The 14,984-nt window shown below is 73.4% G+C and carries 16 protein-coding genes and 1 pseudogene; 5 read left to right on the forward strand and 12 right to left on the reverse strand.

The window, feature by feature from the left end; genetic code table 11:
* Nucleotide 1: 1 nt before the first annotated feature.
* The 3 genes from O7597_RS08695 to hisC are packed head-to-tail and all read left to right on the forward strand — an operon-like array spanning nt 2 to nt 2,818.
* Nucleotides 2–745, forward strand: coding sequence for an RDD family protein (locus O7597_RS08695; protein ID WP_281582424.1), 744 nt, complete (start codon nt 2–4; stop codon nt 743–745).
* Nucleotides 746–767: 22 nt separating this feature from the next.
* On the forward strand, nt 768–1,721 hold the full coding sequence (locus O7597_RS08700; protein ID WP_281582425.1) for an RDD family protein: 954 nt from the start codon (nt 768–770) through the stop codon (nt 1,719–1,721).
* Nucleotides 1,718–2,818 (forward strand): histidinol-phosphate transaminase, encoded by a 1,101-nt coding sequence (gene hisC / locus O7597_RS08705; RefSeq protein WP_269738520.1) that lies wholly within the window; start codon nt 1,718–1,720, stop codon nt 2,816–2,818. The genes O7597_RS08700 and hisC overlap by 4 nt, the downstream gene beginning before the upstream one ends.
* A gap of 111 nt (nt 2,819–2,929) precedes the next feature.
* Here hisC and O7597_RS08710 read toward each other — a convergent pair whose 3' ends face one another.
* The 8 genes from O7597_RS08710 to O7597_RS08745 all read right to left on the reverse strand — a co-directional run bounded on the left by O7597_RS08710 (nt 2,930) and on the right by O7597_RS08745 (nt 9,629).
* Nucleotides 2,930–4,021 (reverse strand): hypothetical protein, encoded by a 1,092-nt coding sequence (locus tag O7597_RS08710; protein ID WP_269738521.1) that lies wholly within the window; start codon nt 4,019–4,021, stop codon nt 2,930–2,932.
* A 25-nt stretch (nt 4,022–4,046) separates the two neighbouring features.
* A complete protein-coding gene (locus O7597_RS08715) occupies nt 4,047–4,589 on the reverse strand; it encodes a hypothetical protein (RefSeq protein WP_269738522.1) in 543 nt (180 codons plus the stop codon).
* Nucleotides 4,590–4,648: 59 nt separating this feature from the next.
* Complete coding sequence (locus tag O7597_RS08720) at nt 4,649–5,185, reverse strand: hypothetical protein (RefSeq protein ID WP_269738523.1); 537 nt, start codon at nt 5,183–5,185, stop codon at nt 4,649–4,651.
* 57 nt (nt 5,186–5,242) lie between these two features.
* The gene (locus O7597_RS08725; protein ID WP_269738524.1) at nt 5,243–6,493 is read right to left on the reverse strand and encodes a PQQ-binding-like beta-propeller repeat protein; all 1,251 of its coding nucleotides are present in this window, start codon (nt 6,491–6,493) and stop codon (nt 5,243–5,245) included.
* Between the two features lie 109 nt (nt 6,494–6,602).
* On the reverse strand, nt 6,603–7,073 hold the full coding sequence (locus tag O7597_RS08730; RefSeq protein WP_269738525.1) for an SRPBCC family protein: 471 nt from the start codon (nt 7,071–7,073) through the stop codon (nt 6,603–6,605).
* Nucleotides 7,074–7,166: 93 nt separating this feature from the next.
* Nucleotides 7,167–7,376 carry a DUF397 domain-containing protein gene (locus O7597_RS08735; protein ID WP_164448677.1) on the reverse strand — a complete coding sequence of 70 codons (210 nt, stop codon included), beginning with the start codon at nt 7,374–7,376 and terminating at the stop codon, nt 7,167–7,169.
* 175 nt (nt 7,377–7,551) lie between these two features.
* On the reverse strand, nt 7,552–8,766 hold the full coding sequence (gene fahA, locus O7597_RS08740) for a fumarylacetoacetase (protein WP_269738526.1): 1,215 nt from the start codon (nt 8,764–8,766) through the stop codon (nt 7,552–7,554).
* Nucleotides 8,763–9,629 carry a hypothetical protein gene (locus O7597_RS08745; RefSeq protein ID WP_269738527.1) on the reverse strand — a complete coding sequence of 289 codons (867 nt, stop codon included), beginning with the start codon at nt 9,627–9,629 and terminating at the stop codon, nt 8,763–8,765. The genes fahA and O7597_RS08745 overlap by 4 nt, the downstream gene beginning before the upstream one ends.
* Before the next feature lie 80 nt (nt 9,630–9,709).
* On the opposite strand from O7597_RS08745, the gene O7597_RS08750 reads away from it, so the two are divergent.
* A complete protein-coding gene (locus O7597_RS08750; RefSeq protein WP_269738528.1) occupies nt 9,710–10,876 on the forward strand; it encodes a homogentisate 1,2-dioxygenase domain-containing protein in 1,167 nt (388 codons plus the stop codon).
* A gap of 686 nt (nt 10,877–11,562) precedes the next feature.
* On the opposite strand, the pseudogene O7597_RS08755 reads toward O7597_RS08750, so the two are convergent.
* The 4 genes and pseudogenes from O7597_RS08755 to O7597_RS08770 form a co-directional block, all read right to left on the reverse strand.
* Nucleotides 11,563–12,177 (reverse strand): annotated as a pseudogene (locus O7597_RS08755) (tetratricopeptide repeat protein); the annotation flags it as partial.
* Between the two features lie 10 nt (nt 12,178–12,187).
* Nucleotides 12,188–12,670 (reverse strand): 2-C-methyl-D-erythritol 2,4-cyclodiphosphate synthase, encoded by a 483-nt coding sequence (ispF, locus tag O7597_RS08760; RefSeq protein WP_269738529.1) that lies wholly within the window; start codon nt 12,668–12,670, stop codon nt 12,188–12,190.
* A 16-nt stretch (nt 12,671–12,686) separates the two neighbouring features.
* Entirely contained in the window at nt 12,687–13,382 is a 696-nt protein-coding gene (gene ispD, locus O7597_RS08765; protein WP_269738530.1) for a 2-C-methyl-D-erythritol 4-phosphate cytidylyltransferase, read from the reverse strand.
* 56 nt (nt 13,383–13,438) lie between these two features.
* Nucleotides 13,439–13,924: a CarD family transcriptional regulator gene (locus O7597_RS08770; RefSeq protein ID WP_007073334.1), complete on the reverse strand. Its 486-nt coding sequence runs from the start codon at nt 13,922–13,924 to the stop codon at nt 13,439–13,441.
* Between the two features lie 372 nt (nt 13,925–14,296).
* On the opposite strand from O7597_RS08770, the gene O7597_RS08775 reads away from it, so the two are divergent.
* Entirely contained in the window at nt 14,297–14,968 is a 672-nt protein-coding gene (locus tag O7597_RS08775) for a hypothetical protein (protein WP_269738531.1), read from the forward strand.
* Nucleotides 14,969–14,984 lie beyond the last annotated feature (16 nt).

Below are 14,984 nucleotides of genomic sequence, written 5' to 3' on the forward strand. Positions count from 1 at the left end.
CGTGACCCAGCCTCCCGCGCACCCGACACCGCCGGCCGGCGGTCCACCGGCCGGCGGTGTCGCGCCGTCCACCAACCCACCCCCGGTTCCGGCTCAATGGACCCCGCTCACCCAGCCGCCGCCGGGACAGCCGGGTCCGCAGGGGTACGCACCCCAGCCGCCCTGGGTGGCCGGGCCGCCACCGCCCGGCTGGGCTGCCGGGCCGCCACCGCCGGTGCTGGGTCCGGGCGGGCAGCCGCTGGCGAACTTCGGTGACCGACTGCTGGCGTACCTGATCGACACGGCCATCGCGACCGGGGTCCTCATCGTGTTCTTCGTGCCGGTCTTCGTGATCATCTGGCTTGGGCTGGTCGCCACCGTCAGCCAGACCAACCCGGACGGCACACTCGTCGAACCGGATTCCGTCACGGTGTTCACCAACCTCGTGTTGCCGATGCTGCTGCTCCAGGCCGGGCTGTTCGTGCTGATGCTGGCGATCTACTGGCTCTACCACGTCGAGTACCTGAAGCGCACCGGGCAGACCGTCGGCAAGAAGGTGATGAAGCTGCGGGTGGTCTCCCTCGACCCGACCCGCACCCTCGACCGTCGGATGGCCGGCAAGCGGTACCTCGTGCAGTTCGTCGGCGGATCCCTGGTGCCGGGTGGCAGCTACGTCGACGGCCTCTGGCAGTTGTGGGACAAGCCCTGGCAGCAGTGCCTCCACGACAAGTTCGCCGGGACCGTCGTCGTTAAGGTGTCGAGGTGACTGAGCGCAGCGAGGCCGCGCCGTGAGCGTGGCACCCGGTTGGTACGTCGACCCCGCCGACCCGGAAACCCGCAGGTACTGGGACGGCGAGGGCTGGATCGGCGCGCCCATCCCGGTGGACGCCACGCCACCCGAGGGCCCACCCCAGCCCGAGCCCGAGCCGACACCGGAGCCCACCTCCCCGGCACCCACCGCGCCCGAACTGCCCTCCGCCGGCACCCCGCCGGCCACCTGGCCGCCCGGCCCGTCGACGGGCCGGTCGGCTGACGGGACGCCGGGTTGGTCCGGCGGTCCGGGGCAGCCGGGCACGCCACCGACCTGGCCGAGCGGGAACCCGCCGCAGGGGCCACCGCCCGGCTGGCCGTACCCGACCTGGCCGGGACGTCCGCCGGCCCCTCGCCCGCACGGCCTGCCGCTGGCCTCGTTCGGCGCCCGGCTGGCGGCCCGGCTGATCGACTTCGGCGTCGTCGTCCTGCTCAACGCCCTGGTCAACGGCTGGTTCGTCTGGCGCTACCTGCAGGAACTCTCCGCACCGCTGGACGAGTTCTGGCGCCGGGTGCAGTCCCAGGACCGCACCACCGACCCGCTGCCCGCCGCCGGCGATCAGGCCGGCGCGCTGGTGGTGACGATCCTGCTCATCGCCACCGCGCTCTGGCTGGCGTACGAGGTGCCGTCGATGGCCGCCAGCGGGCAGACCTTCGGCAAGCGGCTGCTACGGGTCCGGGCGGTGCCGGTCGAGGCGGACGCGCCGCTGGGCTTCGGCCGGGCGCTGCGCCGTTGGAACACTCTCGGCCTGCCCACGCTGCTCTGGTACTGCTGCGGCCTCGGCCTGCTGCTCCAACTGATCGACGCGCTCTCACCGCTGTTCGACCATCCGCTACGGCAGGCGCTGCACGACAAGCGGGCGCAGACCGTGGTGGTTCAGCTTCCGCGTACCCCCGACGACCGCGCCAACCCCCCGGGAGAGACCTCATGACCGACGGACGAGACCAGGCGGCGGTGCGGCTGACCCGCGCCGACCTGGACGCGCTGCCCAACTACGTGCCCGGCCGCAGCCCGGCCGACCTGGCCCGCGAGCTGGGCCTGCCCGAGGCGATCAAGCTGGCCAGCAACGAGGTGCCGTACGGCCCGCTGCCCGGGGTGGTGGAGGCGGTGGCCGAGGCGGTCGCCGGCGTGCACCGCTACCCGGACATGGGCGTGGTCGCGCTCCGCCAGGCGCTCGCCGAGCGGTACGGGGTGGACGTCGACCGGGTGGCGACCGGCTGCGGGTCGGTGGCGCTGGCCGAGCACCTGGTCCGCGCCACCTGCCTGCCCGGCGACGAACTCGTCTACTCGTGGCGCTCGTTCGAGGCGTACCCGATCATCGCGGCGACCAGCGGCGCGACAAGCGTGCAGGTGCCCAACGACGCCGGGCACGGGCACGACCTGGCGGCGATGGCCGCGGCGGTGACCGACCGCACCCGGATGATCCTGGTCTGCAATCCCAACAATCCGACCGGCACCGCGGTACGCCGAGCGGAGCTGGACCGCTTCCTCGACGCCGTACCCGACGACGTGCTGGTGGTGATCGACGAGGCGTACCGCGAGTTCGTCACCGACCCGGAGGTGCCGGACGGCCTGGACTACGCCGACCGGCCGAACGTCGCGGTGCTGCGCACCCTGTCCAAGGCGTGGGGCCTGGCCGGTCTGCGGATCGGCTTCCTGGTCGCCCAGCCGCAGGTGGCGGCGGCGGTCCGCAAGGTCGTCACGCCGTTCTCCACGAGCATGGCCGCCCAGGCGGGCGCGCTGGCGGCGTTGGCCCAGGCCGACGAGGTACGCCGGCGGTGCGCGCTGGTGGTGGCCGAACGCGAGCGCGTCGGCGAGGCGTTGGCCAAGCTCGTCCCCGGCGTGCCGGCCAGCCAGGCCAACTTCGTCTGGCTGCCACTCGGTGACCGGGCGGTGGAGTTCGGCAAGGCGTGCGAGTCGCGGGGTGTGATCGTCCGTCCGTTCCCCGGTGACGGGGTGCGGGTCACCATCGGCACCCCGACCGAGAACGACGCCTTCCTGGCGGCCGCCGAGGCCGCCCTGGGCTGAGCCGGGCCCGCCGCTGGGCGCACCGGAGAGCCGGAGGTGGCCACCGGACCGGCCCGCCGAGAGCCGTACCGGGCCGGTCCGCCATCCCCCAGCGGACCGGCCCGGAGTCTCCTACCCCTGCGGCACCGGCTCCCGCTGGTGCGACCGCCGCCGGTAGGCGAGGCCGAACAGCAGCGCCAGCACCAGCCCGGAGGCGACAAGTCCGCCGGCCAGCACCGCGCTCGACCGGTCGGCGCTCGCCGCCGCCGGGACGGTCACGCCGCCGAAGCTGACCGTGCCGCTGGCGCTGCGCTTGGTCCAGCCGCTGGCCAGGTCGAGCTTGGCCGACCAGGGCCCGTCGGGCAGGCGGGAGTCCAGCGCGACGCGGACGGTGGTGCTGCCACCCAGGGGCAGCGTCGCGGCCTCGACCCGGACCGGATCGGTGGACAGTCCGCCCGGCCCGTCGGCGAGCCGGAGTTCGCCGGCCAGGTCGAGCGCCCGCTTGCCGGTGTTGCGCACGTCGGCGGTGACGATCGGCGTGCCGTCGGGCTCGCGCAGGCCGCTCAGCGGCCCGATCTCGAAGCCGGACGGCGGCTCCCCGCCCGGACCCACCGACAGGTAGACCCGGATGCCGGCGCGACCGACATTGCGGATCTGCTGGCCGTCCGTGCCCGAGATCTCGGCCCAGACCACCGCGTACCGCTCGCCGGCCTCGGCGGCGCGCGGCACCCGGATGGTGACCAGCGCCTCCACCTCCTCGCCGGCGGCCAGCGCCTCCTCGCCGGGCTCGACCCGGATCCAGCTGCTCAGCTCGTTCTCGGTCCGGTCCGGCGCGATGACGAAGCCCTTCTTCGTCACCGCCGCCGCGGCGGCGTAGAGCGCGACCTTGCGGTGGATCTCCGAGGAGTTCTTGACCATGATGCGCCGCTTGATCGTGGTGCCGGGCTTGACGTGGTCGACGATGTACTTGTGCGCCCGGGAGTCGTCGCGGCGGTTCACCGGTGCGTCGAGCAGGCGCACCCCGACCGACACGTCAGGGCCGCTGGGACTCGGCGAGGCACTGCCGCTCGGCTGCGGCGGCTTGGATCGGCCGTCCCGGCGATCGGCCGCCGGCAGGTCGACGACATCGGGCGGGGCCGGTTCGGCGCGCGTCACCGCCCGGGGCACCGGCACCGCCCCGGCTGCGGTCGACGCCGGCACCCCGGCCGTGACCAGGACGGTCACGGCCAGGGCTAGGGCGCTGACGCGGTCATGCCACCGAATGGGTGATCACCCCCGTGTAGGTGCCGCCGACCGCGCCACCCGGAATGGTGATCCGGATGTCCGGTGCCCAGGTCGCGGAGTTGTTGCCGGAGCCGGAGGTCTTCGAGAAGGCGACCCTCGGCACGTTCAGGACCACCGCGTCGGCCTGGGTGGGCTGGCCGGGCACGAAGGTGCCGGTACCGGTCGTCGCGATGGCACCGCCGGACCAGTACTCGACCAGGTTCGGCAGGATCGTCTCCTCCGGTGTGCCGCCGCCGGTGGTGAAGGCGGTCGTGCTCACCGTCGCCGTCCAGGTGGCGGTCAGCGCCGACCGGCTGTCGGTGACCGTGACGTTGCCGAGTTCGCCGGTGATGGTGGAGCCGGCGAAGGCGGCCCCCAGGTTCACCGCCGGTGGGACGGTGATGTCCAGGTTGGCGGTGGAGACCGTGAAGGTCACGATGGTGTCGCCGGACGGTGCGGCGGCGGCGGGTGCCGCCAGGGCCACCACGGCGGCCGCGGCGGCAGTCAGGGTAAGAAGTGGCTTCCTCATGTCGACGAAGCTAGAGCGCGCGGTCGGCACGCAGAGGGAGATTTTGGACAAATAACCCATCAGGCGACAGAGTGGGTGATCGTGCCCGTGTAGGTGCCGGCGACGATGCCGGTCGGCACGACGATCCGCAGGCTCGGGTTCCAGGCGACCCGGTTGTTGCCGTTGCCGGAGGTCTTGCGGAACGCCTCCCGGGTCACGTTCAGCGCCACCGCCTGCGCCTGGGTGAGCTGCCCGGGCACCAGCGTGCCGCCACCGGTGCTCTGCACCGCCGGCCCGGACCAGTAGAAGACCGAGGCGTTGGAGATGGTCCGCTGCGCCCCACCCCCACCGGTGGTGAAGATCGTGGCGGAGACCGTCGCCACCCAGGTGTTCGGGTTGACCGGGCCACGGGAATCCCTCACCTCGACCCGTCCCATCGGCCCGATCAACACCCCGCCGGTGAAGGCAGTGCCGAGGTTGACCGCGGCCGGCACAGTGATGTCCACTCCCTCGGTCCTGGCCAACTGGACACTCCGCCCGGACGGGGCGGCGGCCTCCGCCGGAGCGGCGGCGACGAGGACGACGATCACGCCCACCAGGGCTGCCAAAAGACGCACGGTGAGACTATAAGTAACTTATGTCCGTTTTGTCGAGCTGATGGTTGTCGCTGTCGCTCACGTCGCGGCGACGATCAACGATTCGGCGGTGAGGTAGTACCGCTGGTCGTCGGCGTCGGGGTCCACCGGCTGGCGCAGCCGCTCCACCACCACGAAGCCGTCGGCCGCGTACGCGTCGCCTGGCACCCAGCCGGTGCCGTCGGAACCGATGTCGAGGACGAAGCCGGACAGCCGCGCACCGGTGGCCGGGTCCAGCGTGACGAGCTCGTTCGCCTCGGTCAGCACGTGCACCCGGCCGGGCTGGACCGCGATCAACCGCCCCGGGCCGACCTCGACCCGCCAGCGTTCCACGCCACCGGGCACGGCCTCGCCGACGAGCACCCCGTCGACCAGGCTCACCGCCGTCCCGTCGACCAGTTCGGTGCCCGGGCCGTCGAGCGCCGGCACCTGGACCGGATCGTCCGGGCCGAGCAACCAACCCTGGGCGGGCCCGTCGCCGGGGCGGGCGGTGCGCAGCGCGGCACAGCCGTCACCGTCCGGCCGGCAGCCGAGCAGCCCGGCGGTCAGCTCGTCACCGGCGTCCGGCGGTCGCCACCTGGCCGTCACCACGCCGGTCGCGGTGTCCCGGAACTCGACCACCGCCGGCCCGTCGCAGTCGTCCACGGTCAGCAGCCGACCACCCGAGCCGGCACCCACCGGCTCCCGGCAGCCGGAGCGCACCGCCGCCCGCCACAGCTGTCCGCCATCGGCCAGGTCGACCGCCTGGACCGCACCGTCGCCGGAGCTGACGACCACGTGACGGCCCTCGGTGGTCCGGCTCACCGCTAACCCGCTCGGCCGCCAGACCACGGCCGTGCCGGTGCGTCGGGCCACCCGCTCCGCCGCCGGCTCCGGCCCCGCCGCCCGCCAGGCGACCCGACCGGTACGCGCGTCGATCGCCACGAGTTGCCCGTCCGACCACCGGCTCACCACGGTCGTCCCGCTCGCCACCACCGCGTCCAGGCTCGCCGGCCAGCGTCGGAAGGACCAGTACGGCGTACGTCGGCTGCGGCTGTCGACCGGTTGGTCGGCGTACACCTGCCGAGGGGCGGCGTACACCCGGAGCCGACCGTCGACGATCAGCGGAGCGACCGGCAGGCGACCGGTCACCCCCGGGTCAGGCATGCTCCGCGCCGGGTAGTCGTCCCGAGCAGGGGTGCTCACCTCCGCCGGCGCCAGGACCCGGTACGCGATGACCCCGGTCGCCGCGGCGACAGCCACCGCCGCCACCGCCGCCACGACCCGCCGACGACCCGCCGCCCACCCCATGCCGCACCTCCGCACGGCACCCTACCCAGCCGCCTCCGGGCTCGCCCCCGCCCCCGAGCCGCCCCGCCCGCGCGGGTCCGGGCGTTACGGAGGCGCGCGGCGCGCCGGGTCAGGCGACGTCGGCGTGGCGGGCACTGGCTGCGGCGGCCAGGGCGGCGATGTCCTGCCGCAGCACCCGCTCCGCGGCTCGCACCGCCAACCCGCCGAGCAACAGTGCCAGCGCGCGGCCGGTAACCGCGGCCGGCTGAGCCCGCACCGTCACCGTCACGGAGGCGTAGCGACGCCCGCGACGGTGGATGTCCCGTAGCGTCCAGGTGATCCGGTAGTCGACGCCGTCACCGGCCGAGCCGAGCACCAGCCGCCGGGGCGGCTCGGCGGCCAGCACGACGTACTCCTCGGCCATCGTGCCGCCGCCCGGTCGACTGCGGATCTCCCGCCAGGACGTACCCGGGCCGAACGTACCCGGTGTCAGCAGTCGCACGGGCCGGTCACCGTACCTGGGGCGGGACAGGTCGGTGAGCACCCGCCACAGATCGGCCGCGGATGCCGCGACCACGCCGTTGACCGCAACGGTCGACATGCCACCTCCCGTGGCACCGACGGTACGCGGCGTGAGCGTGGCTCGGGGTCCCCGTACGGAGAATCCTCCGCCGGAGACCCCCTGCTGCTGGCATCAGCCGACGAACCGGCCGTCCCGGATCGCGTCGACGAACGCGGTCCAGCCCGGCGGGCTCACCACGAGCACCGGCCCGGTCTGGTCCTTCGAGTCGCGGATGCCCACCACACCGCGGACGGCGGCCAGGTTGTCGGCCACCTCCACGCAGAGACCCTGGTCGTTGGAGCGGCTGCTGGTCCGCCAGACCGCGTCCACGAGATCGTGCATCGTCGTCATCTCCCTCAGTCTCGACGTTGCGCCACCCGGGACCGGGCCGACCGGAAAAGGGGGGCACCGGCCGGCCCGGCGCGGCATGGCGACGGAATTCCGAGGCGATCAACGAAGACGGTGACGGTCCTTGATCGCACCCGCTGTGCGATCAAGGACAGCTGTCGGGTTCAGGTCAGTTCGCTGGCAGGACGGTGCCCGTGACCTCGCCCAACGTGAGGGTGGTGCCGTCCGGGCCCGGTGCGGTGGCGGTGATCGTCACCGTGTCGCCGTCGGCCAGGAAGGTGCGCTCCGTCCCGCCCACGGAGACCGGTTCGGTGCCGCCCCAGCTGAGTTCCAGGAACGAGCCGACCTGGTCGCGTCGAGGGCCGGAGACGGTACCGGAGGCGTAGAGGTCGCCGGTGCGCAGCGAGGCGCCGTTGACGGTCAGGTGCGCCAACTGCTGGGCGGGGGTCCAGTACATGTCGGCGAAGGGCGGCTCGCTGACCGGCTCCCCGTTCCAGAGCACCTTCAGCCGCAGATCCAGCCCTTGGTGCGGTTCGTCGCGCAGGTAGTCGGCCACCGGCGGGTCCTGCGTCGGGCCGGCGACGAACGCGTCCCGTAGCGCGTCCAGCGGAGTGACCCAGGCGGCGACCGAGGTGGCGAACGACTTGCCCAGGAACGGCCCAAGCGGCTGGTATTCCCACGCCTGGATGTCCCGTGCCGACCAGTCGTTGACGAGCACCACGCCGAAGACGTGGTCGGCGAAGTCGGCGGCGGCCACCCGGCGGCCGAGCGGGCTCGGCACCCCGACCACGAACCCGACCTCGGCCTCGATGTCCAGCCGCGCGGACGGGCCGAACGTCGGACCGTCCGAGCTGGGTCGCTGTCCCTGTGGACGCACCACGGGGGTGCCGGAGACCACGACCGTGCCGGCCCGGCCGTGGTAGCCGATCGGCAGATGCTTCCAGTTCGGCAGCAGCGGCGGCTGGCCGGGACGGAAGATGAGGCCGACGTTGGACGCGTGGTGTTCCGAGGAGTAGAAGTCGACGTAGTCGGCCACCTCGAAGGGCAGCTCCATCCGCACCTCGTCCACCGGCACCAGCAGCGGCTCTACCGCCGCCCGGTGCGCCGGGTCGGTCAGCAGCTCGGTGATCCGATCCCGCACCGAGGTCCACTGCGGACGACCGAGCGCCAGGAACGCGTTGAGCGTCGGAAGGCCCAGCGCGCCGCCGGCCAGCACCAGGTCCGCGGCCTCCGCGCCGGCCAGGTCCAGGACGAGATCTCCGACGCGTACGCCGATGCGCGGCTCGTCGTCGCCCACCCGGAACACCCCGTACGGCAGGTGGTGTACCCCGTACCCGGAACCCGCCGCGCCCGGCACCCAGCTCGCTGGCTGACTCTCGCTCATGCCTCGAAGCCTCCGTTCACCAGCCCGAGCCGGATCAGATCGGTAAGTGGTTCCACGATGCTGCACGAGCCGAACCCCACCCACAGCGGGCGCGCCGCGTCGTGCCGGCCGTCGACCGCCTGCACCAGCGGGCGCTCGTCGCGCACGGTGAGCAGCTCGGCGACGGCAGCGACGGTCGCGCCCTCGGCGGCGGCCAGGGTCGCGGCGAGCACGTTGCCGAACCCGTGGTGGGTGAAGCCGGTCTCCGGGTCGACGTGCCGCACCGCGTGGTGCAGCCCGGCGGTCAGCTTGAACGGCAGCTCCCGGTCCCGGCAGGCGCAGATCACGGCGGCCAGCTCGGCGGGCGTCGAGAACAGCTCGGCGGCCAGTCCGCCGGTGCGGAACTTGGCGGCGACCGACATCCCCCGGGCACGGGCGTCGGCGAGCGAGTCCAGGGCACCCATCAAACCGAAGGTGAGCGGCACCTCCGCGTAGACGGGGACGCCGTCCAGCCGCTCGGCCAGCTTCACCAGCTCGGTCAGTCCAGGTTGCGGATCCTCGCCCCGCCGCGCGACGGGCACCTCGACCTGTCGGGCCGTCACCCCGAGCGGGGGCAGCAACGACAGCGCGAACGGCAGTCGGTCGAGACCGGTGTCACCGATCAGCCCGACGGCGAAGCCCTCCCCGGGGTCGACCAGACCGCTCAGCTCGCCCGCCGTGATCGCCGAGGCGGGCAGCAGCAGCGGGCCGACCAGGTCGGCGTACCACGCGGCACGGTGCCGCCGGTGCGCCGCCACGGCGTCGGGCAGCGGCGCGCTGCCCGGCGGGAAGACGGCGGCGTCGTCGACCAGGCCGGCGACAAGAGTGGGCAGCTGCGTTGACACGAGACAACAATGTACGGGACGCTTCAAGAAGCGGACAACAGCGTCCGATTATCGGACGGACAGCGGACCGGGAGGGCGAGATGCCGTACTACCGCAGCGTCGGCGAGCTGCCACGCAAGCGCCACACCCAGTTCCGGCAGCCGGACGGCAGCCTCTACACCGAGGAGCTGATGGGGCAGGAGGGCTTCTCCTCCGACTCGTCCCTGCTCTACCACCGGTACGCCCCGACCGCGATCGTCGCCGCCGAGGAGTTCACCCCGCCGGCCGTGACGCGGATGCCGAACCTGCCGCTCAAGCCCCGGCACCTGCGGACCCACAAGCTCGACGGAACCGGCGCGGACCCGGTCCTCGGCCGGCGGTACCTGCTCGCCAACGACGACGTGCGGATCGCCTACGTCCTGGCCGACCGTCCCTCGCCACTATTCCGCGACGCCACCGGCGACCATTGCCTCTACGTCGAGGCCGGCACCCTGCGGGTCGAGTCCACGTTCGGCGTGCTCGACGCGGTGGCCGGCGACTACGTGATCATCCCGACCTCGACGGTGCACCGGCTGGTGCCCACCGGTGACACCCCCACCCGCCTGCTCGCCGTGGAGGCGTCCGGGCACATCGGCCCACCCAAGCGCTACCTCTCCGTACGCGGTCAGTTCCTGGAACACTCGCCGTACTGCGAGCGCGACGTCCGGGGGCCGGACACCCCGCTGCTGGTCGACGGCACCGACGTGGAGGTGCTGGTGCGCCACCGGCGCGGGTGGACGCGACATGTCTACGCCAACCACCCGTTCGATGTGGTCGGGTGGGACGGGCACCTCTACCCGTGGGCGTTCTCCATCCACGACTTCGAGCCGATCACCGGCCGGATCCACCAGCCGCCGCCGGTGCACCAGACCTTCGCCGGCCCGAACTTCGTGATCTGCTCGTTCGTGCCCCGCAAGGTCGACTACCACCCGGACGCCATCCCGGTGCCGTACCACCACCACAACGTCGACTCCGACGAGATGCTCTTCTACACCGGAGGCAACTACGAGGCGCGGCGCGGCTCCGGCATCGAGCAGGGCTCCATCTCGCTGCACCCGTCCGGCTTCACCCACGGACCGCAGCCCGGCGCGGCGGAACGCGCCATCGGCGTGGACTTCTTCGACGAGCTGGCGGTCATGGTCGACACCTTCCGCCCGCTCGACCTCTGCGACGCCGCGACGGAGTGCGAGGACGACGGGTACGCCTGGACCTGGACCCGCCGCCCCTGAGGTGGTCAGGCCACCGGCCGGCCGATGATCGCCAACCGGGCGGCGGTGGCGATGGCGATGGCCAGGACCAGCGGCCACGGGCTGCCGGTCAGGGCGTAGAGCAGGATCAGCACCGGTGCCGCTGCGGCGGCGTACACGACCAGGACGAGCGGACGGTCGGTGCGCCGCAGCACGGGCAGCACGGTCCGGGTCAGTCCGGGCAGCCGGGACGCCTGCTGCCAGAGCACGACGCCGCCGCCAGCGGCCGCCACCACCGCCAGCAGCCGGGAGAATCCGGAGCCGGTCGCGGTCGAACAGGCGACCACGGTGGCGGCGACCGCCGACCAACCGGCGCCCCAGAGCACGAACTGCCGCAGTGCCGCCGGCACCGGCCGGCGTGCCACGACCGGCCCGGTGCCGAGGTGATCCGGCCCGCCCGGCCCGGCTTCGCCACGCCCCCACTCCGGGTCTGCGGCACGGCCGGTCACCGGCCCGCCGGTGGGTACGTCTGCGCCCGGCACCGGCGGGCTCGGGCGGTCCTCCGGTCCGGCGGGACGGCTGGCGTCGACGTCGCCAGCAGCCGAACGCCCCGGCTCGTCCGGGTCACGTCCGGGCCGGTCCGGATCGTCGCCGGCCGCGTCCGGCCGGGTCGATTCGTCCGGCACCTCGTCGGCGCGGCGCGGATCGGTCGGCGGCAGGTTCGCCACCGCCGCTTCGGCAAGTCGCTCCAGCGCGGCGCTCCACCGGCGTTGTTCCAGCCGCAGTACCCCGACGTCGTCGGCCGTCTCCGCCAGGCGCGGGTCCAGCCGGAGCGCCTCCCGGTAGGCCCGCTCCGCCAAGTCGTACATTCGCATGTTGGCCGCGACCAACCCCAGCACCAGGTGGCCCTGCGGTTCCTCGGGGGCCAGCTCCACCGCGCGCCAGGCCGCGTTCAACGCCGGCTGGCCGTTGCGCGAGCCGGCCAGGATCGCCGCCGCGCTGCGCTGGGCGTACGCGTCCTGCGGACCCAGAGCCAGGATCTCGTCTGCCGTGCGGGCGGCCTCGGCGTACCGTTCGAGATCGCCGAGGGCCAGCCCACGGGCGACGAGCGGGGGCACCTGGCCCGGCGCGGCGGCCACCGCGGCCTCGGCGGCGGCGAGCGCCTCGGTCGGCCGGCCGGCCGCCAGGTGCACCCGGGCCAACATGGTCGACACCTCGGCGGCGGCCGGGTCGAGCGCCAGCGCGAAGCCGAGTTCTGCCGCGGCCTCGTCGTAGCGGCCCAGCTCGGCCAGGAGCGTGGCACGTTCGAGGTAGCCGTCGGCGGCGGGCGGGTCGGCGGACATCGCGGCGAGCCTAGGCGCTCGGCTGCTCGTACACCAGGGCGACCGCGATCCCGGCGAGTCCCTCACCGCGCCCGGTGAAGCCCAGGCCGTCGGTGGTGGCGGCGGAGACCGTGACCGGCGCGCCGACCGCCTCCGACAGCACCCGCTGGGCCTCGTCCCGACGTGGGCCGATCTTCGGACGGACCCCCACCACCTGCACGGACACGTTGCCGATGGCGAAGCCGGCGGAGCGTACCCGGCGGGCCGTCTCGGTGAGCAGGGCCACCCCGCTGACCCCGGCCCACTCGGGCTGCCCGACGCCAAAGTTGGTGCCGAGATCACCCAGGCCGGCGGCGGATAGCAGGGCGTTGCAGGCGGCGTGGGCGGCCACGTCGGCGTCCGAGTGCCCGGCCAGGCCGTCCTGCCCCGGCCAGTGCAGACCGGCCACCCAGCAGGGCCGACCGGCCTCGAAGGCGTGCACGTCGGTCCCGATGGCCACCCGAGGAACGATCATGAGCCGAGGGTACGCGCTACCGCCCGGTCGCCAGCAGGTGCTCGGCCAGCGCCAGGTCGAACGGTCTGGTGATCTTCAGAGCGTGCTCCGAACCGGGCACGCAGTGCACCGCCACGCCCTGCTTCTCCACCAGCCCCGCGTCGTCGGTGAGGGCGTCGCCGGCGGCGGCGTGAGCGGCGGTCAGCACCGCCCGGCGGAATCCCTGGGGAGTCTGCACGGCGCGTAACGCGGCCCGGTCGACGGTGCCGAGCACCATCTCGTCCGCGTCGACCTCCTTGATCGTGTCGACGACCGGCAGCACCGGGATCACCGCGTGGTGGCCCGCCCGGACCGCCGCGGCCACCGACTCCACGAGTGCGGGCGGGGTGAGCGCTCGGGCCGCGTCGTGCACCAGGACGATCTCGGGACCGGCGGGTACCGCCGCGAGCGCGGCAGCCACCGAGGCCTGCCGTTCCGCGCCACCGGGCACCACGGTCACCGGCGCGACCGGTGCGAGCAGCTCACGCACGGCCGCCACCTCCGCCGCCGGCGCGGCCACCACGATGCTGTGCACCGAGGGGGCTTCGGACAACCGACGGACCGCGTGCACCAGCAGCGGCTCACCGGCCAGCAACCGAAGGGCCTTCGGTCGACCGGGCCCGAGGCGTACGCCGGCACCGGCCGCAGGCACGAGGACCGCGACGTCACCGCACGGGTTGAGCTGCGCGGTCACGTCGCGGTCCTCGACGGTTTGTTCGCTACGAATCGGGTACGACGATGCGGTGCGGACTAGGCCTCCGTCAACACCTTGTCGAGCAACGTCTCCGCCTCGTCCTTGGTGCTCTTCTCGGCCAGCGCGACCTCGCCGACCAGAATGTCGCGGGCCTTGGCGAGCATGCGCTTCTCACCCGCGGACAGCCCTCGCTCCCGCTCGCGACGCCACAGGTCGCGGACGACCTCGGCGACCTTCAGCGGGTTGCCGGAGGCCAGCTTCTCCAGATTCGCCTTGTAACGCCGCGACCAGTTGGTCGGCTCCTCGGTGTGTGGAGCCCGGAGAACGTCGAAGACCTTGCCGAGGCCCTCTTCGCCAACCACCTCGCGCACACCCACGATCTCGGCGTTCTCGGCCGGTACCCGGACCGTCAGGTCACCCTGCGCGACCCTCAGGACGAGGTACTGCTTGGGCTCGCCCTTGATGACCCGAGTCTCGATTGCCTCGATGAGTGCGGCCCCGTGGTGGGGGTAAACAACGGTCTCGCCGACACTGAAAACCATAGGTTCGAAACCCCTTTCGCTGTGTCTAGGGTAACACGCTCAGGCACCGATGTCTCACCGCTGTCCTGACCGTTGGCGCAGCTCAGGGGCCCTGTGAGAGGTATTTCTTCGGCTTGACAGACCATCCAGACGATGATTCGAACACGTTGCGTAACCTTGGGATGACCCCCGGACACCGCCGTCGTCGACGTGGAGATCCGGGAGAACAAGCGCCGAGGCGCGGCAACACACCCGCTGGAGATCAAGGGCTACGCACCCGTTCCATGGTATCCCGCCGCAGCCGGACGCGGGCAGCGGTAGCGGTACCCGGCCCGGTGCGGGACGCTTGAGGGGTGCCGCGTCCGCGCACCCACGAGGTTCCAGGGGGTCGTAATGGGCAAGGCTGACGCCGATGGTCCCGGGCTGCCCGACCTGCCGCCGGAGTGGGGCCGGGTGGTCATCCCGGACGACCTGGCCGCACTGGCCGACGAGGCCGAACAGGTCCGTCGCGAGCTGCGGCGGGCGGCTGCGGACCGCCGCCGCTGGCGTCCGCCCACCGGCCCGGTGCTGGTGCTGATCGTCGCCGTCCTGACCACCCTCGCCGGCCTGGCCGCAGTCACCTGGCCCCGGGCCGGCCGGACCGGGGCGGCCACCGGGACCCCCGACCCGGCACCGGCGCAGCTGACCGGACGCCAACTGCCCGCGCTCGACCTGGTCGACGGCGGGCAGTCACCGGTGCCGCTACGCGGGCTGCTGCCGGTCGTGGTGCTGCTGGTGGACGGCTGTGCCTGTCCGGAGCAGGTGACCGACGCGGCGAGCGCGGTGCCGCCGGGGGTGAACGTGGTCACCGTGGCGGGCGCCCGGCCACGGGCGGCACCGCCGGGGACATCGGTGCGGGCACTCGCCGACCCGGCCGGCGGCCTCCGCGCGTTCCTGCACCTGCCGGCCGGCCAGCTCGGCGTGACGGCCGTGCTCGCCGACCGTTCCGGCCGGATCACCCTGGTGGTACCCGAGGTCACCTCGGTCGCCGACCACCACGCCGAACTGTCCCGACTGGCCGATTGATCCCGCCCTGCGCCCA

Source organism: Verrucosispora sp. WMMC514 (genome assembly GCF_027497295.1).
Classification (GTDB): Bacteria; Actinomycetota; Actinomycetes; order Mycobacteriales; family Micromonosporaceae; genus Micromonospora; species Micromonospora palythoicola.